Genomic DNA, 18,664 nt, shown 5'->3' with positions numbered 1-18,664 from the left:
CAATCAGGCGCCCGAATCCTCGGTCTTGATGATTTCCGTCATGGTCACGCCCAGCCGGTCGTCGACGACGACGACCTCGCCGCGCGCGATCAGGCGGTTGTTGACGAAGATGTCGATCGCCTCGCCGACCTTGCGGTCCAGCTCCAGCACCGAGCCCTTGTTCAGCTTCAGCAGCTGGGCCACCGACATGTGCGACTTGCCCAGAACCGCCGAGATGTTGACCGGCACGTCGAAGACGGTCGCCAGGTCGGCGGCGCTCTTTTCGCCGCTGTCGTCCAGGGGCGGCAGGCCCGAAAGGCCAGAGAATTCCTCCAGCGCCAGGTCGTCGGATGCCATCAGAACATGCTCCTATCGACGGGAAGGGTTTCGGCGTGTCCGGCCTCGGCGGCCAAGGCGGCGGTCAGGGCCTCAGCGACGCGGTCGGCCGAACCCTGCGGATCGTGATCAGCGCGGCCGTCGGCCCATTCCAGCTGGAAGGCGGCCTGGGCCATGCCCGGTTCATCGCGGAAGGCGACCGTACCGGTGAAGCCGCTGTCGGCGCACGCCCGCTCAATCAGGCCGCGCGCCTCGTCATCCAGGCCCGAGGAGCGAACGACCAGGCGCGGCGAGGCGTCGATCTCCTGCGCCAACAGTTCCAAAGCGGCTTTCAGCGGCGCATGCGGAAACCGGTCCAGAGCGGCCCCTGCGATGGTGCGCGCAGCAGCCAGGGCCAGGTCAGCGGCCTGTTCCCGGTGCGCCTGGGCCACAGCCTTCAGGGTCGGCATGGCCGATGCGACGGCCTGGGCGATATTGCTCAGGGCCATGGCGCGGATGTTCTCGACCTCGCTAAGGGCCTGTTCGCGCGCTTCCAGACGCCCTTGGGCGACCAGGGCCTCGACCTCGGCCGGCAGATAGGAGCGCTTGGCCGGCGTCCAGGCGCCAGGGCGCACGACCGTGCCGTCCGCGTCAAACTCAGTGTCGAAGGCGAAGAGGCGCCGGATTTCAGGGGACTGGGTCATGTCAGTAGATCAACTCGTCGTCGGCGCCCTGACCGGCCAGCATGATGTCGCCCTTGGCGGCCAGATCCTTGGCGACCTGGACCATGGCCATCTGAGCGGCGTCCACGTCCTTCAGACGCACCGGCCCCATCGACTCCATGTCTTCGCGCATGATCTTGGACGCGCGTTCGGACATGTTGGAGAAGAACATCTCGCGCAGACCTTCGGACGCGCCCTTCATCGCAAGACCCAGTGAATCCTTGTCCACGGCGCGCAGCAGGGTCTGCACCCCGCCCGGGTCCAGCTTAGACAGATCCTCGAAGACGAACATCAGGGCGCGGATGCGTTCGGCCGATTCACGATTGCGCTCTTCCAGAGCCCCGATGAAGCGGGCCTCGGTCTGGCGATCGAAACTGTTGAAGATGTCGGCCATCATTTCGTGGCTGTCGCGCTTGGAGGTGCGCGCCAGGTTCGACATGAACTCGGTGCGCAGCGTGGCCTCAATCTTGTCCAAGATCTCGCGCTGCACCGGCTCCATGCGCAGCATCCGCTGGACGCATTCCAGGGCGAAGTCTTCCGGTAGGCTGGTCAGGACGCGGGCGGCGTGGTCCGAGCGCACCTTGGACAGGATCACGGCGACGGTCTGGGGGTACTCGTTTTTCAGATAGTTGGCGAGAACGGCCTCGTTCACATTGCCCAGCTTGTCCCACATGGTGCGGCCGGCCGGACCCCGGATTTCCTCCATCAGGCCGTCGACACGATCCTTGGGCAGGAAGGCGGCCAGCAGCTTTTGCGTCTGCTCATAGCTGCCCATCACGGCCCCGGAGCCGGACAGGCCCGAGACGAACTCGATCATCAGGGCCTCGACGGCCTCGGCGCTGACGTTGCCCAAGGTCGCCATGGCCTGGGAGATTTCCTTAACCTCGTCGTCGTCCAGCCGCTCCCACAGGGCGGTGTGCTCTTCGCCCAGCGCCAACAGGATGACGGCGGCCTTCTCCGGCCCCGACAGCTTGTTGGGATCGTCGATCGAGGCTTTCTTGTTGACCAGCTTCGCCATCAGCCTTCGGCCACCCAGGTCCGCAGGATGCCGGCCGCGTCATCGGGATGCGACTGAACGAAGTCGGCGACCTTCTTGACCGACGACGCCTTCACCTGACCCTCGATGCGGGCGATGTCGATCTTCTGTTCCATCTCGCTGGGCGCCGGCAGCTGAACCAGCTGAGGCTGGCCGTCCGGGCCGATCACCGTGGTCGCCACGGTCGTGACCGGCACGCCGTTGGCGCCCGCCAGCGCCGGCAGATTGGCCCCGCCGCCCGCCGCCGTCTTCAGCAGAGGACGCAGCACGAAGAAGATCAGCAGCAAGGCGACGACCGTCAGAATGCCCAGCTCGACGAAACGCATGATGTCGTTCTTGGAGAAGTCCAGCAGCGACGACTTTCCGTCCAGACCGCCCTCAATGCCCGTGTCGTGGTTGAAGCGGACGTTGATCACTTCGATCTTGTCGCCGCGTGTCTCGTCGATGCCGGCGGCGGCGGCGACCAGCGACTTGATCTGGGCGATCTCCTCGGCCGTGCGGGGCGCATAGGTCGGCTCGCCCTTGCCGTCCTTGGCGGGCGTCCACTTGCCATCGACCGCGACGGCGACGGCCAGCTTCTTGACCTCGCCCGGCTCCTTGGTCGTGGTCGTGGTGGTCTTGGAGATTTCGTAGTTGGTCGTCTCGGCGTTTTCCGAGTTGGTCGAACCGGCCGGCGTCGCGCCGGGCGCAGCCCCGCCGGGGATGTTGTTCGTCGCGGTCACGCCGCCGTCAGGCTGGGCGCTGTTGTCTGCGGATTGCGAGCCGTTGGTCGTCGTCGAGCGGACGACCTGACCGTCGGGATCGAACTTCTCTTCCTGGGTCGTGGCGCGGCTCTGATCGATGTCGGCCGTGACCTGAACACGGGCGGCGCCGGCGCCCACGACGCCTTCGACGATGTCCTTGATGCGCGCCTGAAGCTGGCTCTCGGTATTGCCCTTGGCCTCGGCGGCGGACGCCGAGGTAAAGGTTCCGTCGTCGCTGCCGGCCGCCAGGGTGCGGTTCGTCTGGTCCGCGACGGTGACGCGGTCAGGCTTCAGGTTCGGCACGGACGAGGCCACCAGGTTGCGGATCGCCCGCACTTGGTCGCTGGTCAGGTCACGCCCGCCCAGGCCCACCAGAACGGCGGCGGTCGGCTCGCCGGCGGCCGAGGTGAACATCTCGCGGCGCGGCATGGTGATGTGGACGCGGGCGGCCGTGATGCCGCGCATGGACATGATGGTGCGCGACAGTTCGCCCTGCAGGGCGCGCTGTTCGTTCAACTGCTGCTGGAACTCGGTCTGGCCTAGCACCGACTGGCTGTCGAACAGCTCGTAACCAACCGATCCCGACGTGACCAAGCCCTTGCCCGCGACCAGCATCCGCGCCGTGCCGACCTCGTCGCGGTTGACCATGATGGTCGAACCGTCGCCCTTGGACGAATATTTGATGCCGGCTTGGTCCAGGGCGGCGCTGATCTCGCTGGCCTCGCGCAGATCCAGGTTGGAATAAAGCAGGGCGTCCGGCGCTTGGCCCATGCGCAGCATGACGGCGACCAGCACGGCGGCCACGCCTGCGGCGACGCCGAGGACCGCAGCCAGACGGCCGATCCCGAACTTCTGCAACGCCGCTGTGAAGCCGCCCACGCGTCCCCGCCCCCTACTCGCGGGAGACACGAACGCCCCGCTAGGCAGAAAATGCCGCCTGGATGGTAAACGTCGCGTTAAGACCCGCTTAAGGGCGCGCCCCGCCCGCCTGAAGCTGCGGCAAAACCGCCGGCGCACCGGACGGCAAGGGGGCTGTCGGATCTCTCAACCACGAGACCACGTCGCGATAGACGATCTCGGCGTCCAGATCGCGGTTCAGCAGATGCCAGCCGTTCGGATACCAGGCGGTCCGCAGCGTTCCGCCCTCCCGCTCGGCCCGCTCAAGCGCTGCCTTCATCGGCCCCTTCTTCACCACCTCGTCGTGGGCGCCGTACATCAGGATGGCGTCGCCCCGAATGCGGCCCAGGCTGCGCGATGAGGCCTCCATCAGATCGACCAGCCCATAGACGGTGTCGAACCGCGTCGCGAGGATGCTCATCGGATCGCGCCCGTTGCGGATCAGCTCCAATGTATTCGAAGAGGCGTGGATGTCGCGCGTGATGAATTCCGGCGGCTCCAGCGCCACGTCGCCCAGCGCTCGAGCTGCGATGTTCAGCGCCGTGCTGTTCAACGGTCCTTGCGTCGACCAGCCCCATACGCCGGGCGCCAGCAGCACGATCCGGTCCGCATCCGGCGGATTGTCGGAGCCGAACGCCGCCGCCGTCACCGACCCTCCCATACTCTCGCCCACCACAGCGATGACGGCATTGGGATAGCGGGCCCGCGCCATCGCGGTGATCTCGCGCAGATCATCCGTCATCCGCTGCTGCCCGGCCCATTCGCCCCGCCCCGGCGCCCCGCCGAAGCCACGCTGGTCGTAGGACCAGGTCTCGATACCCTGCTCGGCCCACCAGGGGCCGGCCAAGCGGAAGCTGGCGTCGTGATCGTTCATCCCATGCAGGGCCACGATCACCGCCCAAGGCGCCCCATCCTTTGGCCCCCAATGCAGATACGGCAGGCGCGCGCCGTCCGACATGACCAGGGCGCGTTCCTCGACATGGGCGCCGACAAAGCCCGGGGGCGGCGTCAACGGCGGCTGAATGTGGGGTGCGGCGCAGGCTGAGAGAACGAGCGCGGCGGCCAGCGGCATAAGTCTGGAGGCGATCAAGGCCATGTGTCCCAAGCAGCGCTCACGATACCACCGGCAAGTCCTTCTCGCTGGAGCGAACGGCCGCCGGATTTGCAGAAGTCAGAATGCGCCGAACGCGTTCCCGCAGATAGGGAAGCACCTCCGCCTCAAACCACGGATTCTTCTTCAGCCAGGCCGTATTGCGCCAAGACGGATGCGGCAACACCAGCAGATCCGGCGCATACTCCCGCCACGCCCGCACCGTTTCGGTCATGGTCCGCTTGGCCCTGTCGCCCAGCGCCCACGCCTGGGCATAGCCGCCGACCAGCAGGGTCAGTTCCATCTGCGGCAGGGCGTCCAGCAACTGCGGTCGCCACAGTTCCGCACAGCGTGTCGGCGGCGGATAGTCGCCGCCTTTCGGCGCGGTGCCCGGATAGCAGAAGGCCTGGGCCGCCACCCCGATGCGCGGGTCGGCGTAGAAGGTCTCATAGTCCATGCCCATCCAGTCACGAAGACGATCGCCCGAAGGATCCGTGAACGGCAGGCCGCTCTCGTGGACGCGTCGTCCCGGCGCCTGGCCGCAGATCAGCAGCCGCGTCTCGGGAAAGACCCGCACCACCGGGCGCGGCGTGTGCGGCAGGACGCCCGCGCAGGCGCGACAGGCGCGGATGTCGTTCAGGATATCCTGGAGATCAGTCGTCATCGCCCTCGACGACCGGCGGACGGCGGCTCAGCGCCAAGGCCGTTTCTTCCTCGGTCGCCTGGCGCAGGCGCGTGACGCCGCGGAAATTGTCCGGATCGACCGCCTTGCCCTTCTTGGTGATGGTCAGCTTGCCCTGGCGCATCAGGCCCAAAGCGGTCGCGCGAACCTTAGGCAGCATGCGCTGCCACTGCTCGGGCTGTAGCTCTTTGGCCACTTCCGCCGGCTCAATGCTCTTGCCGGCCTCAAGCGCGGCGATTTTGTTCAGGATTGCGGTTTCGATCGGGTCGCTCATTGCGCCTATATGCTGCAACGCACGCCCATAAGTAAGGCCGAGTCTGCATGCCCAAGAAAATCACCATCAGCGAAGGCGAGTTCGCCGGCTGGCAGACCTACGATCTGCACGACACCTTCGACACGGTGGTCGGCCCCTTCTACGGCAAGCCGGACCCCGACGGGCACATGCGCTGCGCCTTCCGCGCCGAGCAGAAGCATATGAACGCAGGCGGGCGGATGCACGGCGGCTGCCTGATGACCTTCGCCGACATCGCCATGTTCCAGATCGCCTATCAGGAGATGGAAGGCGCCTCGGGCGTCACGGTTCAGCTGGACTCCACCTTCATCGACGGCGGCTATGTCGGCGAACTGATCGAGGCCACCGGCCAGGTCACCAAGGCCGGCAAGAGCCTGATCTTCGTGCGGGGCCAGATCAATACCGGCGAGCGCCTGCTGATGACGTTCTCCGGCGTCATCCGCAAGTTCACGCCGCGCTGAGCGTGTCCTAGCCGAAGACAACGCTGGGCATCGCGCCGACGATGGCCGCAGTCATCAAGGTGGCCAAAAAGCCGGCGAACAGGCCCTTCCAGACCATGCCCAGCACCTCCTCGCGGCGTTCGGGCATCAGGACCGACAGGCCGCTCACGGTGATGCCGACCGAGCCGATATTGGCGAAGCCGCACAGGGCGTAGGTCATCAGCATGCGCGTGCGCTCGGTCATCTCGGCGGCCGGCACCTTGCCCAGGTCGATGAAGGCGACGAACTCAGTCAGGGTCAGTTTGACGCCCAGCAGCCAGCCGGCGACGTCGGCGTCCTTCCACTCGACCCCGATCAGCCAGGCGACCGGCGCGAAGATCCAGCCCAGCATCCGCTCGACGGTCAGCGGCGCATCGAGCACCACGAACCCGCCCAGCATGACGTTGACCAAAGCGACCAGGGCCACGAACACGATCAGCACCGCCGAAATGTTCAGCACGACCATCAGGCCGTCCGACGTTCCCTTCACGATGGCGTCGATGGCGCTGTCGTATTTCAGGGCCGAGTCATAGTCGGCGACCGCGCCGCCCATCCCCTCTTTCTCGGGGATGATGATCCGCGCCAGCAACACGCCAGCCGGCGCCGAAACGATCGAGGCCACCAGCACGTGGCCCGCCGCATTGGGCAGTACCGGAGAAAGGATCGTCGCATAGGCCACCATGGTCGAACCGGCGACCGTCGCCAGGCCCACCACCATCATCAGGAAGATCTCGGACCGCGTCAGCTTGTCCAGATAGGCGCGGATCACGATCGGGCTCTCGATCATGCCCAGGAAGATGTTGGCCGCGACCGCCAGGGCCGAGGCGCCGCCCAGACCCATCGTCTTCTGGAACAGGAAGCCGAAGCCCAGCGTGACCCACTTCAGGATCTTCCAATGCCAAAGCAGGGCCGACAGGGCGGAAATCACCAGGATCAGCGGCAGAACCTGGAAGGCGAAGGTGAAAAGCGCGCCCTGGTTCGAGACCGTATAGGGCTGGTCCCCGCCGGCCAGATAGCCGAAGACGAACTTGGTCCCCTCGGTCGTGGCGACCGCCAGACCGTCCACTGCGCCCGTCACCGCCGCCAGCACCGCCTGCGAACCCGGAATGGCGAACAGGGCGAGCACCAGCCCCGCCTGCACCAGGATCGCGCCGATCGTCAGCCGCCAGGGGAAGGCCTTGCGGTTTTCCGAGATCGCCCAGCAAACCGCGACGATGACGACCAGACCCAGAAGGCTCTGGAGGTTCAGGAGGCTGAACATGAAAAACGATCCCCGCACTCGGCGCGCCTGCCGGTCTGTATTCGCTTCAAGGACAAAGTGACGCGGCTGGCAAGCGAAACGAAAAAGGGCGGCCCCTTAAGGGACCGCCCTCATCCTGTCGTCGCGCCTCGGCTTACAGCTGGCCGCGCACCAGCTTGCCGTAGTGATCCATCAGATCCAGCGACAGGGCGCCGGGGGTGAAGCGGTATTCGCCCACCTCGGCGACCGGGGTCACCTCAACGGCCGTGCCGGTCAGGAAGCATTCGGTGAAGTCTGACAGCTCTTCCGGCTTGATCTCGCGCACCACAACCTCGATGCCTTTCTCGCGGGCGATCTCGATCACGGTCTGGCGGGTGATGCCGTCCAGAATGTGCTCGACATTCGGCGTGTGGATGACGCCGTCCTTGACGAAGAAGACGTTGGCGCCGGTCGCCTCGGCGACATAACCGCGCCAGTCCAGCATCAGGGCGTCGGCGAAACCGCGGCGCTCGGCGGCGTTCTTGGACATGGTGCAGATCATGTACAGACCCGCCGCCTTGGCCGTCGTCGGGGCCGTCGCCGGATCGGGACGACGCCACTTGGACCATTCCAGACGCAGGCCGCGCGCCTTGACCTCGGGGTCGAAATAGCTGGGCCAGTCCCACACGGCGATCGCCAGGTGAACCTTGTTGTTCAAGGCCGAGACGCTGGTCTGTTCTGGGCCGAGGTAGGCGACGGGACGCACATAGCAGTCCGTCAGACCGTTCTTGGCGCAGGTTTCCTTACAGAAGGCGTCGATTTCAGCGACGCTGTAGGGTATCTCGAAGTCGAGCAGGTTGGCGGACCGCTTCAGGCGCTCGGAATGTTGCGTCAGCTTGAAGATTTCGCCGCCGTACATACGCTCACCCTCAAAGACCGACGAGCCATAGTGAAGGGCATGGGTCAGAACGTGCGTTTTCGCTTCCCTCCAGGGGACGAAATCGCCATTCACCCAGATGAAGCCGTCACGATCGTCGAAAGGAACGAAGGCCATTGAAATACGTCTCCCGCGAAACTGACGGTCTTAGAGCCGCACGAATCGCTCAGGTCAACGCCGCAAGCGGGGGAAACGTCGCATGAGCATGACGGAATCGCGTTCGCATGGCCGCTCAGGCCCCATCGCCGGCCCCGGCGTCGGCCGCCATCTGCTGATTGTCGACGACGACGATCGCATCCGTGAACTGCTGAAGGAATTCTTGGCGCGCGAAGGCTATCGCGTGACGGGCGCCGCGCACGCGGCCGCCGCCAAGCGGATGATGGAGCTGATCGAGTTCGATCTGGTCGTGCTGGACGTCATGATGCCGGGCGAAAGCGGCCTGGACCTGACCAGTTGGGTCCGCAACAAGGCTGAACTGTCCAAGACACCGGTCTTGCTGCTGACCGCGCGCGGCGATCCCGAGGACCGGATCGAGGGTCTGTCGCGCGGCGCCGACGACTACATGTCCAAGCCCTTCGAACCGCGCGAACTGGTGCTGCGCATCGACGCCATCCTGCGTCGCACCGGCGGCAAGCCGATCGGTCCCAAGGAGATCAAGCTGGGCACCGCCGTTTTCGACATGGAACGGCTGGAGTTGAGCCGTGACGGCGCGCCCCAGCGTCTGACCGAGGCCGAGGCCCAGTTGCTCAAGACCCTGGCGCTTCATGCCCATGCTCCGGTCGAGCGGATGAGCCTGTCGCCCGACACCGCCGACATCACCGGCCGCGCCGTGGACGTCCAGGTCACCCGTCTGCGCCGCAAGCTGGAGGTCGATCCCAAGAACCCGCGCTATCTCCAGACGGTGCGCGGCGTCGGCTATATGCTGGCGCCGGACTGAGCCCCGGAGCACGCCCATGCGGCTGCTGCCCGCCTATCTGTGGCCGCGTTTCCTGAAGCGGCGCCTGCCGACCTCGCTGTGGGGCCGGTCGCTGCTGATCATCGTCCTGCCGGTGCTGGTGATGCAGATGGCGGTGACCTGGGTCTTCTTCGACGCCCACTGGCAGACGGTGACCGCGCGTCTGTCCGAAGGACTGGCCGGCGACATCGCCTGGGCCGTCGAGAGCTATGAGGACGACCCCAGCCCGGCGAACCTGGACAAGCTGGCCAATCGGGCCGAGCGGTCGATGTCCCTGTCCATCGTGCTTCAGGATGGGCGCACCCTTCCGACCGAAGAACGCCGCGGTGCCATCGGCGTGGTGGACCGGGTGCTGGACAAGGCCCTGGATGCGCGTCTGGACCGCCCTTACTGGTTCGACACGACCCGCTATCCCGCCTACGTCGACATCCAGGTGCAGGAACCGCAAGGGGTGCTGCGCATCATCGCCCCGCGCGAGCGCGCGGTGGCGACCCAGGCCCATATCTTCGTCCTGTGGCTGGCGGTGGCGACCGTCCTGTTGATGGGCGTCGCCATCCTATTCATTCGTAATCAGGTCCGCGCCATCGAGCGTCTGGCCGACGCCGCCGAGGCCTTCGGGCGCGGCGAGACCGTGCCCCGGTTCAAGCCGCACGGCGCACGCGAGGTCCGCGCCGCCGCCGTCGCCTTTATGGCCATGCGCGACCGCATCCAGCGCCACATCGATCAACGCACCGCCCTGCTCGCCTCGGTCAGCCACGACCTGCGCACGCCCCTGACCCGTCTGCGCCTCGAACTCGCTCTGGCTCCACCGTTCAAGCGCCAGTCGGCCATGCGGGGCGACCTGGACGAGATGGAGCATATGATCGACGAATACCTCGACTTCGCCCGTGGCGAAGCGGGCGAACCGCCGAAGCCTGTCTCGATCTCCGACCTGCTGAAGGCGGCCGGAGAGGATGCGAAACGCGCCGGCGCCGAGGTCGAGGTGGTGGTCGCAGAGGGCCTGACCGCCTCGGTTCGCCCCCTCGCCTTCAAGCGCGCCCTGGTGAACCTTGCCGGCAACGCCGCCTCGCACGGCGAGCACGTGCGGCTGTCGGGCCGCGCCCTGGCGTCAGGCGGGCTAGAGATCATCGTCGAGGACGACGGACCAGGCATTCCCGAAGCCATGTATGACGAGGCCTTCCGGCCCTTCTCGCGCCTGGACGACTCTCGCAACCAGAACCGCAAGGGCGTCGGTCTGGGCCTCGCCATCGCGCGCGATGTGGCGCGCGGCCACGGCGGCGACGTCACCCTGGATCGCAGCGAACTGGGCGGGTTGAAAGCGACGATCCGCATCCCCGGCGCGGTCACCGTCGCCGAGTCCGCCTGAGGCTTGAAAGCTTTCGTCGGCAGGGTCTGGCGGAACGGCGCTGCAAGGGTCATCTTGAGGGCGACAGGGCTTGGAGATGATTTCCATGCGTAAACTCGCATTCTTTGCACCGCTGGCCGCGACCCTCGCCGTCGCCGCTATGGCTCAGGCTCAAGCGCCGACGGTGAACGTCACGGTCGGGCCGCAACTTCAGCGCGAGGTCGAAAAGCTCGGCGACCGCGAGGTCAACGAACAGATCGCCGGCCTTCAGGCCAAGGTCGGAAAGGCCTTGGCCCAGCGTTATCCGGGCGCGACCGCCAATCTGGTCCTGGTCGACCTGAAGCCCAACCGTCCGACGTTCGAACAGGTCCGTCAGACGCCCGGCCTCGACCCGATCCGCAGCGTGTCGATCGGCGGCGCGGCCATCAAGGGTGAGATCGTGATGGCGGACGGGGTGACGCGGCCCGTGGACTATTCTTATTTCACGCCCAGCATCAACGACGTCTGGGGCTACAGCGTCTGGCGCGACGCCGACCGCGCGTTCGAGCGGTTCGGCGATCAGATCGAGCGCGGACGCTTCTAGCCCATCTCGCGGTTGCGTCTGACCGCCGCCGCGACTGTCTCGTGCAGCATCGCCGTGAGGCGGCCGTCCTTCGCCATGGCGTCAAGCCCGGCGCGGGTCGAGCCGCCAGGCGAGGCGATGCGGCCTATCAGGGCCTCCAGCGCATCGTCGCCCATGGAGTCGGCTGCGGACCTCAGGGTCGCGCGCGCCAGCACATCCGCCGTCGCCGCATCCAGACCCGCCGCCTCCCCGGCCCGCGCCAGCGCTTCGGTGAAGGCGTAGAAATAGGCTGCGCCCGATCCGGCCACCGCCGTCGCCGCATCCATCAGCGCCTCGTCGGCCAGCACGACCGTCTCGGCCATTGGCTCGAACAACGCCCGCCCGATGTCTTGGGCGCGCCGGTCCGCCGACCAGACAGAGGCCACGCCGCGCCCGCGCGACACGCCGGTCGTCGGCATTACCCGTACGATGGGCCAGCCTCCCAGGCCTTCCGCTAGGGTCGGCGCCGTCACGCCCGCCATGACCGACAGGATGACGGCTCGGTCATTCAGGAACGGCGCCAGCGGAGCCATCACTTCACGCCACATGGCCGGTTTCACCGCCAACACGATCACCGCCGCCTCGGTCAGGACCTCCAGCGGCGGATTGATCCGCGCACCCTTGGCCCGTGCCGTCTCGGCCGCCGGCTTTTCCGAGGGGGTGAGAATGATCAGGTCGGACGCCGCCACCGTCTCGGTCAGCAGCCAGCCTTCCAGAATGGCGGAGCCCAGCCGGCCGCAGCCGACTAGGACAACGGGACCCGGCACAGATGCCGCGCTTGGCATCAGGCGGTGCCGACGGTCTCGAACAGGCAGGCGTCGATCGCCTCCTGCGGCTTCTTGTTCCCACGCACCATGAAGTCGAAGGCGGGGTAGTAGCGGTCCGAAGCCTCGATGGCCGCGTCAATCATCGACGCCGCCTGGGCCAGGGTCGGACGCTCACCCATCGGCAAGGCCAGCGAATGACGGAAGACGATCTCCCCGTCTTCCGCCCAGACCTCGAAATGGCCCATCCAGGTGCGCTGGTTGATCAGACCGACCAGTTCGTAGGCCGCCGTCTTGCGGCTTTTTGCCACCTTCAGATCCAGCGCACAGCACAGCTGAAGACAGTCGCCCTCGGGACGCCAGGCGAACCACAGCTCATAGTCCTTCCAGTCGCCGGCCAGAGCAAAGGCGAGGTCGCCGTCGTCGGTGCGGTCGAACGGAAGATTCTCGGCCGTGAGCACATGCTCGACGACCTCAAGCGGGTCGAAGGGCACGTCCACTTCCTCGGGCCGGGCGATGTCCATCAAGTGTCTTTCACGCTGCGTCCGCGAGAATCGCGGGCGTTAACAGAACGGTAAGCCTGTTCGCAGATTCGGCTCAACCGGCTGCGTCCCCGGGTTGAGTTCCATCTGTGGACGTTCCCTTCGCGGGCTTTGCAGCCGGCTTTTGGGCGGCCTTCAGCTCTGCGATCTCGGCACGCAGAGCGGCGATCTCGTCCTTCAGAACATCGAACTCGTCGCGACGGACCAGGTCCATTTCGGCGGCGACCCTGTCGGCCTGGGCGCGCCAGGCGGTCTTGGCCTCTTCGCCTGCGGCCTGGGCCAGGCCCATGGCGCCGGTCGTCAGCTTGGCGAACTCGTCCAGAATGGGATTGCGGGTCTGCATGGCGGCTCCGACCTCAACGTCGTTAACGAATGTTCACCGACTATGGTGAACGAAACCTTTCTTTCCGCTGCTTCGCGGGCGCCATCAAGGCGTCGTGATGCGTCTTCACAGGCGACGACGGCGGCGACGCTTGCTAAACCGCTGTCAAAGACAGTCCCGCACAGGAACGCCCATTGCCCTTTCCCGAATTCGATCCGGTCCTGATCCACCTCGGACCGCTTCCGATCCGCTGGTACGCGCTGGCCTATGTCGCCGGCATCGTGCTGGGCTGGTGGTACGCCGCGCGCCTGGCCAAGACCCAGCGGCTATGGGCGCCCGGCAAGCCGCCTGTCACCACGACGCAACTGGACGACCTGGTGCTGTGGATCGTGCTGGGCATCATCCTGGGCGGCCGCTTGGGCTACGCCCTCTTCTACAAGCCGGCCATGTACGGCCAGCTGTTCACCGGCCAGACGCTGGGCGAGCGGTTCGAACTGTTCCAGCTGTGGACCGGCGGCATGAGCTTCCACGGCGGCTTCCTAGGCGTCTGCCTGGCCATCGTCCTGTATGCCCGGTCGCAGAAGATCGACATGCTGCGCCTCGGCGATCTGGTCGCGCCTGTCGTGCCGATCGGCCTGATGTTCGGTCGCCTGGCCAACTTCATCAATGGCGAGTTGTGGGGCCGCGAGACGACCGTTCCTTGGGCCGTGCGTTTCTGCAACGCCCGCATCGAACAGATGTACGGCTTCTGCCCCGCGGGCGATGCGCCCCGCCACCCCAGCCAGCTCTATGAGGCGGGTCTTGAGGGGATCGTCCTCTTCTCCGTCCTTTCCATTGCCATCTGGAAGTTCGGCCTGCTGAAGAAGCCCGGCTATATCACCGGCCTGTTCCTGGTCGGTTATGGCGTCTGCCGCGCGGCGCTGGAGAATGTGCGCGAGCCGGATATCGGCATGCCAGATTTCCCGTTCGGCCTGACCATGGGAATGATGCTGTCGATCCCGATGATCTTGGTCGGCGCCTGGCTGATCTGGCGCGCATGGAAGCGTCCGCCGGCTGCCGCTGAGGCATGAGCGAGACCGAAACCCTAAAGGCCCGTCTGGCGCGCGAGATCGCGCTGACGGGTCCGATGACGGTCGCCGACTACGTGACCCGCTGCCTGCACGATCCCAAGGGCGGCTACTATGCGTCGCGTCCGGATCTGGGCGCGCGTGGCGACTTCATCACCGCCCCCCTGATCAGCCAGATGTTCGGCGAACTGATCGGCCTGTGGGCGGTCGAAACCTGGAACCGGCTGGGCGCACCCGAGCGGTTCCGCCTGGTCGAGGTCGGGCCCGGCGACGGCACATTGATGAGCGACGCCTTGCGCGCCGCCCGCCTGGTCCCGGGCTTTCTCGAAGCCTGCGATCTGATCCTGATCGAACCCAGCGCCCCCTTGCGCGATCTCCAGGCCAAGGCCCTGGCCGGCGCCGACCTCTCGCCGCGGTGGGTCCGCAGCCTGACGGCGATCGAGACCGACGCCCCGGTCATCCTGATCGCCAACGAGGTGTTGGACTGCATGCCCGCCCGTCAATTCGTCCGCACCGACGGCGGCTGGGCCGAGCGCCGCATCGGCGTCACAGACGACGGCGATCTGATCTTCGGCCTTACCGCCATTTCCGGCGGTTTTCAGAAGCCGGACTTCGAGATCGCGCCGGGCGGCATTCTGGAAATTTCGGACCAGCAGGCGGTCTTCGGCCGCGACCTCGGCCTGCTGATGAAGGCCGCCTCGGGCGCCGCCCTGCTGATCGACTATGGCCGCGCCCGCCCCGAAGCCGGCGACACGCTCCAGGCCTTGCGTCGTCACCAGAAGGTGGATCCCCTCGCAATGCCAGGCGAAGCCGACCTGACCCAATGGGCCGACTTTCCCGTGGTGCTGGAAGCGGCCGTTCGCACGGGCGCCGACGTCACCGGCAGCCTGCCCCAAGGCGAGTTCCTGCGCCGGCTGGGCATCGAGGCGCGCGCCGAGGCGCTGAAAGCCGGCCGGCCCGCCGCCGCCGACGTCATTGCGCGCCAGTTGGATCGGCTGACCGGCGACGACCAGATGGGAACCCTATTCAAGGCCGCCGCCATCTTCGCCCCCCGATCCCTGGTCGTGCCCGGCTGGGACGCCTGATATAGGTGGGGGCATGAGCGACCTGTCTCCCATCACCCACCCGCTTCTGACCGCCGCCGGCATCGCCCACGGCTTCTTCACCCGTGCGGGCGGCGTCTCGACCGGCATCTATGAAGGGTTGAACGCCGGCGTCGGCTCCCAGGACGATCCGGCCGCCGTCGCCGAAAACCGCCGGCGCGTCGCGGCCCATTTCAATGCCGACGCCAATCATCTGAACGGCTGCTACCAGATCCATTCCGCCGTGGCGCGTGTGGCCGAAGGTCCCTGGCATGGCGACCGGCCGGAAGGCGACGCCGTCGTCTCGGCCGAGCCGGGCCTGTTGTGTTCAGTCCTGACCGCCGACTGCGCGCCGATCCTGATGGCCGATCCCGAGACCCGCATCGTCGCCGCCGTCCACGCCGGCTGGAAGGGCGCGCTGGGCGGCGTCATCCACTCCGCCGTTTCCGCCATGCAGGCCCTGGGCGCCGAACCTCGGCGGGTGGTCGCCGTCATCGGCCCCTGCATCGCGCCCGCCAGCTATGAGGTCGGCGTCGATTTCGAAGATCGCTTCACCCACCACGATCCTGGCAGCGACCGCTTCTTCCACCCCGGAGAGTCCGACGAGAAACGCCAGTTCGACCTGCCCGGCTTCGTCCTATGGCGGCTGCAGCAGGCGGGGGTCGGCCAGGCCGTCTGGACCGGCCACGACACCTGCGCGGACACAGAGCGGTTCTATTCGAACCGCCGCGCCTTCCAGCACGGCGAGCCGGACTTCGGTCGATTGATTGCGGTGATCGGGGCCTAGCCCGCGCGCGCCAGCTCCGGCACGCGGGTCACTTCACGCCAGGCGTGCGGGGCGGCCAGCAGGGCGCGGACCAGCTTGTTGTTCAGGGCGTGACCGGCCTTGTAGCCTTCGTAGCGACCCAGCAGCGGCGCGCCCAGGACATACAGGTCGCCGATGGCGTCCAACGCCTTGTGACGGACGAACTCGCGTTCCATGCGCAGGCCGCCGGGATTCAAAATCTCGTCGCCGTCGATGACTACGGCGTTCTCCAGCGAGCCGCCCCGCGCCAGACCCGCCTTGCGCAACGCCTCGACCTCATGGGCGAAACCGAAGGTGCGGCAGGCCATGATCTCCTTGCGGAAGGTCGGTTCGTCCACGACGAAGTCGATCACTTGATTGCCGATCACGGCCGACGGGAAGTCGATCTCGAACCGCATCTCGTAGCGGTCGCACGGCATCAGGGCCGCATGCTTGTCGCCCTCGACGACATGGACCGTTTCCAGGATCTCGATATAGCGCTGCGGCGTCGGCTGCGGTCGGAAACCGGCCCGATCCAGCAGCTTCACGAACTCCAGCGCCGAACCATCCAGGATCGGCAGCTCCGGTCCGTCGACCTCGACCACGGCGTTCGACACGCCCAGGGCGGCGAAAGCGGCCATCAGATGCTCGATCGTCGACAAGCGAACACCCGCGCCGTTCTCGATCATGGTGTTCAGGCGGGCGTCAACGACCGCTTCGCCCGACACCGGAATGCGGTTGTCGCGATCGGTGATATCGGTGCGCACGAAGACGATGCCTGTGCCCGACGGCGCAGGCCGAACCACCAGCCGCACCCGGCGGCCGGTGTGCACCCCGACCCCGGCGATGATGGCCGGGGCGACGATGGTGCGTTCGTGATGGTCGTTTCTGACCGACAAACCTGAACTCGCTCTTTCCTTTGCGCGCCGCACGCCGTGCGGATTGCGCCCTGGGTTTCCTGTAGCGGTCATGCCGCAAGCGCGAAATCAAAGTCCGGTTTCGGATTGTTTCGGTCTGAGACACATCCGAGAACGAGAAACGCCCCGGAGGCGGGCTCCGGGGCGTTTCATCGTCATTTGGGACGTTTAGTTGGCCAGACGGCGGAGAAAGGATGGGATTTCCAGGTCGTCATCGGCCTGTCCCGCCTCCGGTTCTGGATGTTGGACCGGTTGAGCCGAAGAGCGTGCCTGATGCGACGATTGCGGCGCATAGGACATGTCGTGCTGAGGCTGGGTGCGCTTGCCGCGACCAAACAGGCTCCAGCCGCTGCGGCGGTGGTCACGGTCGTCGTAACCCTCGTCGGCCTGAGGCTGCTGGGCCGCAGGCGCGGCGCGCTCATAGAGATCGCCTTGCGGCGCGACGCGCGGGGCCGGCGCGCGGGTCTCATATTCCTCGACCCAGGGATCAACGATAGGGTCCAGAGCGCGCGGCTGCGGCTCGGCGACGCGGATCACCGGCTCGGGGCGCGGTTCCGGTTCGCGAGCGGCAGGGGCCTGAAAGGTCGGCACGACCGGCGCCGCCTCGATGCGGGGCTCAGGCGCGCGCGGGGCTTCTGCGCGGACCGGCTCGCGGTAGGCGTCGCGGGTCGGTTCCGGGGCGCGGGAGGCTTGCGTGCCATACAGACCACCAGCAGAGCGGCGAGCGTCATGACCAGCCAGCGGCGCGCTGGCGGCCGGCGGGGCGATGGGTTCGATGCGACGCACTTCGCCCTCGTCCATGCCGGTCGCGACGACCGAGACGCGGATCTTGCCATCCAGGGCCGGGTCGAAAGCGGCGCCGAAGATGATGTTGGCGTCGCCGTCCACTTCCGCGCTGATGGCGTTGGCGGCTTCGTCGACTTCCAGGAGGGTCATGTCCAGACCGCCGGTGATGTTCACGAGCACGGCCTTGGCGCCCTTCAGGCTGGTCTCGTCCAGGAGCGGGTTGGCGATGGCGTTCTGGGCCGCCAGCAAGGCGCGGTCTTCGCCCGTGGCCTCGCCCGTGCCCATCATCGCCTTGCCCATCTCGGACATGACGGCGCGCACGTCGGCGAAGTCCAGGTTGATAAGGCCCGGCAGGATCATCAGGTCGGTGATCGAGCGCACGCCCGAGTGCAGGACCTGATCGGCCATGCCGAAGGCGTCGGCGAAGGTCGTGCGCTCATTGGCGACGCGGAACAGGTTTTGGTTCGGGATGACGATCAGGGTATCGACATAGCGTTGCAGCTCGGCGACGCCCGCGTCGGCCAGACGCATGCGGTGGCGACCTTCGAAGGTGAAGGGCTTGGTCACGACGCCGACGGTCAGAATGCCGCGATCACGCGCGCATTTGGCGATGACGGGGGCCGCGCCGGTGCCTGTGCCGCCCCCCATGCCGCACGTAATGAAGACCATGTGCGCACCTTCGAGGTGCTGGTGGATCTCGTCGGCAGATTCCTCGGCTGCGTTCATGCCGACTTCGGGGTGGGCGCCGGCGCCCAGACCCTGGGTGATGGTCTCGCCCAGCTGGATGCGGCGATCGGTCTTGGCGAAGCTGAGGTGCTGCGCGTCGGTGTTGGCCACGACGAATTCGACCCCTTCAAGGCCGGCGTCGATCATATTGTTCACGGCGTTGCCGCCGGCGCCGCCGACGCCGAACACGACGATGCGGGGCTTCAGTTCAGTGTGTTGCGGCTTGACCAATGAGAGCGACATTTTCTGTTTCCGACCTGCTGACCCGCCCCTTCAAACCAACCGACCGCCCCGCCGAATCGCTTTGGTTATGAGCGCGTTAAGGATTGCGCCCATGAAGGTTAAGAGAAGGTTACGGCGATAATGTGAGTCGGACCGAAGA

At 66.6% G+C, this 18,664-nt stretch carries 21 protein-coding genes; 7 read left to right on the top strand and 14 right to left on the bottom strand.

The genetic code is table 11. From position 1 onward, the window contains the following. Positions 1-3: 3 nt before the first annotated feature. The 7 genes from fliN to QRN13_RS10185 all read right to left on the bottom strand — a co-directional run bounded on the left by fliN (position 4) and on the right by QRN13_RS10185 (position 5,738). Entirely contained in the window at positions 4-336 is a 333-nt protein-coding gene (fliN, locus tag QRN13_RS10215) for a flagellar motor switch protein FliN (protein WP_039246916.1), read from the bottom strand. Further along, on the bottom strand, positions 336-998 hold the full coding sequence (locus QRN13_RS10210) for a FliH/SctL family protein (protein ID WP_284877836.1): 663 nt from the start codon (positions 996-998) through the stop codon (positions 336-338). The genes fliN and QRN13_RS10210 overlap by 1 nt, the downstream gene beginning before the upstream one ends. A 1-nt stretch (position 999) precedes the next feature. After that, positions 1,000-2,034: a flagellar motor switch protein FliG gene (fliG, locus tag QRN13_RS10205; RefSeq protein WP_055754108.1), complete on the bottom strand. Its 1,035-nt coding sequence runs from the start codon at positions 2,032-2,034 to the stop codon at positions 1,000-1,002. Beyond that, on the bottom strand, positions 2,034-3,674 hold the full coding sequence (gene fliF, locus QRN13_RS10200) for a flagellar basal-body MS-ring/collar protein FliF (RefSeq protein ID WP_199060198.1): 1,641 nt from the start codon (positions 3,672-3,674) through the stop codon (positions 2,034-2,036). Before fliF ends, fliG begins: the two co-directional genes overlap by 1 nt. Before the next feature lie 88 nt (positions 3,675-3,762). Continuing rightward, a complete protein-coding gene (locus QRN13_RS10195) occupies positions 3,763-4,788 on the bottom strand; it encodes an alpha/beta fold hydrolase (RefSeq protein WP_284877835.1) in 1,026 nt (341 codons plus the stop codon). 16 nt (positions 4,789-4,804) lie between these two features. Next, positions 4,805-5,446: a uracil-DNA glycosylase family protein gene (locus QRN13_RS10190; RefSeq protein ID WP_284877834.1), complete on the bottom strand. Its 642-nt coding sequence runs from the start codon at positions 5,444-5,446 to the stop codon at positions 4,805-4,807. Next, a complete protein-coding gene (locus QRN13_RS10185; protein ID WP_153922572.1) occupies positions 5,436-5,738 on the bottom strand; it encodes a DUF3253 domain-containing protein in 303 nt (100 codons plus the stop codon). The genes QRN13_RS10190 and QRN13_RS10185 overlap by 11 nt, the downstream gene beginning before the upstream one ends. 47 nt (positions 5,739-5,785) lie before the next feature. Here QRN13_RS10185 and QRN13_RS10180 point away from each other — a divergent pair, with 47 nt between their 5' ends. After that, complete coding sequence (locus QRN13_RS10180; protein WP_153922571.1) at positions 5,786-6,217, top strand: PaaI family thioesterase; 432 nt, start codon at positions 5,786-5,788, stop codon at positions 6,215-6,217. 7 nt (positions 6,218-6,224) lie between these two features. On the opposite strand, the gene QRN13_RS10175 is transcribed toward QRN13_RS10180, so the two are convergent. Then, the gene (locus QRN13_RS10175; RefSeq protein WP_284877833.1) at positions 6,225-7,496 is read right to left on the bottom strand and encodes a NupC/NupG family nucleoside CNT transporter; all 1,272 of its coding nucleotides are present in this window, start codon (positions 7,494-7,496) and stop codon (positions 6,225-6,227) included. A gap of 133 nt (positions 7,497-7,629) precedes the next feature. Then, positions 7,630-8,508, bottom strand: a complete 879-nt coding sequence (locus QRN13_RS10170) for a branched-chain amino acid aminotransferase (protein WP_045810405.1) — start codon at positions 8,506-8,508, stop codon at positions 7,630-7,632. A gap of 88 nt (positions 8,509-8,596) precedes the next feature. Here QRN13_RS10170 and QRN13_RS10165 point away from each other — a divergent pair, with 88 nt between their 5' ends. The 3 genes from QRN13_RS10165 to QRN13_RS10155 all read left to right on the top strand — a co-directional run bounded on the left by QRN13_RS10165 (position 8,597) and on the right by QRN13_RS10155 (position 11,274). Next, positions 8,597-9,328 (top strand): response regulator, encoded by a 732-nt coding sequence (locus tag QRN13_RS10165; protein WP_369814635.1) that lies wholly within the window; start codon positions 8,597-8,599, stop codon positions 9,326-9,328. A 16-nt stretch (positions 9,329-9,344) separates the two neighbouring features. Then, positions 9,345-10,712, top strand: a complete 1,368-nt coding sequence (locus QRN13_RS10160; protein ID WP_284877832.1) for an ATP-binding protein — start codon at positions 9,345-9,347, stop codon at positions 10,710-10,712. A gap of 85 nt (positions 10,713-10,797) precedes the next feature. Continuing rightward, complete coding sequence (locus QRN13_RS10155; protein WP_284877831.1) at positions 10,798-11,274, top strand: hypothetical protein; 477 nt, start codon at positions 10,798-10,800, stop codon at positions 11,272-11,274. On the opposite strand, the gene QRN13_RS10150 is transcribed toward QRN13_RS10155, so the two are convergent. The 3 genes from QRN13_RS10150 to QRN13_RS10140 form a co-directional block, all read right to left on the bottom strand. Continuing rightward, entirely contained in the window at positions 11,271-12,059 is a 789-nt protein-coding gene (locus QRN13_RS10150; protein WP_284877830.1) for a pyrroline-5-carboxylate reductase family protein, read from the bottom strand. The two genes, QRN13_RS10155 and QRN13_RS10150, sit on opposite strands and share 4 nt — an antisense overlap. Before the next feature lie 17 nt (positions 12,060-12,076). Next, complete coding sequence (locus tag QRN13_RS10145; RefSeq protein ID WP_017504503.1) at positions 12,077-12,580, bottom strand: type III secretion system chaperone family protein; 504 nt, start codon at positions 12,578-12,580, stop codon at positions 12,077-12,079. A 73-nt stretch (positions 12,581-12,653) separates the two neighbouring features. Beyond that, positions 12,654-12,941: an accessory factor UbiK family protein gene (locus tag QRN13_RS10140; protein WP_066552308.1), complete on the bottom strand. Its 288-nt coding sequence runs from the start codon at positions 12,939-12,941 to the stop codon at positions 12,654-12,656. A gap of 173 nt (positions 12,942-13,114) precedes the next feature. Between QRN13_RS10140 and lgt the strand changes: the two genes are divergently transcribed. Genes lgt through pgeF form a run of 3 tightly spaced genes read left to right on the top strand, consistent with a single transcriptional unit; the run spans position 13,115 to position 15,856 of the window. Beyond that, a complete protein-coding gene (gene lgt, locus QRN13_RS10135; RefSeq protein ID WP_039246902.1) occupies positions 13,115-13,990 on the top strand; it encodes a prolipoprotein diacylglyceryl transferase in 876 nt (291 codons plus the stop codon). Next, positions 13,987-15,072: a class I SAM-dependent methyltransferase gene (locus tag QRN13_RS10130; RefSeq protein WP_284877829.1), complete on the top strand. Its 1,086-nt coding sequence runs from the start codon at positions 13,987-13,989 to the stop codon at positions 15,070-15,072. Before lgt ends, QRN13_RS10130 begins: the two co-directional genes overlap by 4 nt. A gap of 13 nt (positions 15,073-15,085) precedes the next feature. Beyond that, positions 15,086-15,856, top strand: a complete 771-nt coding sequence (pgeF, locus tag QRN13_RS10125; RefSeq protein ID WP_284877828.1) for a peptidoglycan editing factor PgeF — start codon at positions 15,086-15,088, stop codon at positions 15,854-15,856. Here the strand turns inward: pgeF and lpxC are convergent. Both lpxC and ftsZ read right to left on the bottom strand, forming a co-directional pair. Continuing rightward, positions 15,853-16,752 carry a UDP-3-O-acyl-N-acetylglucosamine deacetylase gene (gene lpxC, locus QRN13_RS10120; protein ID WP_284877827.1) on the bottom strand — a complete coding sequence of 300 codons (900 nt, stop codon included), beginning with the start codon at positions 16,750-16,752 and terminating at the stop codon, positions 15,853-15,855. The genes pgeF and lpxC overlap by 4 nt on opposite strands. A gap of 186 nt (positions 16,753-16,938) precedes the next feature. Beyond that, positions 16,939-18,525 carry a cell division protein FtsZ gene (ftsZ, locus tag QRN13_RS10115; protein ID WP_284877826.1) on the bottom strand — a complete coding sequence of 529 codons (1,587 nt, stop codon included), beginning with the start codon at positions 18,523-18,525 and terminating at the stop codon, positions 16,939-16,941. Positions 18,526-18,664 lie beyond the last annotated feature (139 nt).

Origin of the sequence: Brevundimonas sp. MEB006b (assembly GCF_030209705.1) — a bacterium.
Lineage (GTDB): Bacteria > Pseudomonadota > Alphaproteobacteria > Caulobacterales > Caulobacteraceae > Brevundimonas.
The sequence above is the reverse complement of the archived record's forward strand: the minus strand, read 5'-3'. Positions and strand labels throughout refer to the sequence as shown.